We start from the raw sequence: 522 nt of genomic DNA, 5'->3' as shown, positions 1-522 counted from the left end.
GACCTCTAGCACTCTATTGTTTCACCCATGATTCAACTGAACGTGACCACATCTTAAAACAAACTCATTCAGGTGGTGTCACGATTAATGATTGGGGCTGGCATGTGGTCAACCATGATGCTCCTTTTGGCGGTATTGGTAACTCTGGTATGGGAACTTATCACGGTGAGGAAGGCTTCCGTGAGCTATCACATGCGAAAACAGTTTTTGCTCGTCATCGCTTCTTCCCAACGCAATTATTCTATCCACCTTATGGTACTTGGGTACAAAAACTGGCTTTGAGTTTCTTCTTGAAAAAAGGCGATCCAAACTTAAAATAAACGGTTTATTCATCAAAAAGAGAGTTTTGCAAACTCTCTTTTTATTTTCAATTTAGGATTGTCCTTGGAAACGTAACCCCACGCCTGCAATGGTAAAAATATATTTTGGAGTGACCGCAGAATCTCCAATTTTGGTGCGGAGTTTTTTCACCAAGATTCGAAGATAATGGGTATCTTCTTCATGACTAATGCCCCATAACTC

Annotated in this window: 2 protein-coding genes; one reads left to right on the top strand and one right to left on the bottom strand. The window is 40.8% G+C overall.

Going from position 1 to position 522, the window contains the following annotated elements; genetic code table 11:
• Positions 1-320: aldehyde dehydrogenase family protein (locus tag RR876_RS17365; RefSeq protein ID WP_332637221.1), on the top strand; the 320-nt coding region annotated here is incomplete at its 5' end.
• A gap of 52 nt (positions 321-372) precedes the next feature.
• Here the strand turns inward: RR876_RS17365 and RR876_RS17360 are convergent.
• On the bottom strand, positions 373-522 hold a 150-nt coding region (locus RR876_RS17360), incomplete at its 5' end, for a helix-turn-helix domain-containing protein (RefSeq protein WP_332637222.1).

It is taken from the genome of Acinetobacter sp. (genome assembly GCF_036666595.1).
Classification (GTDB): domain Bacteria; phylum Pseudomonadota; class Gammaproteobacteria; order Pseudomonadales; family Moraxellaceae; genus Acinetobacter.
This window is presented reverse-complemented; position numbering and strand designations above follow the sequence as displayed.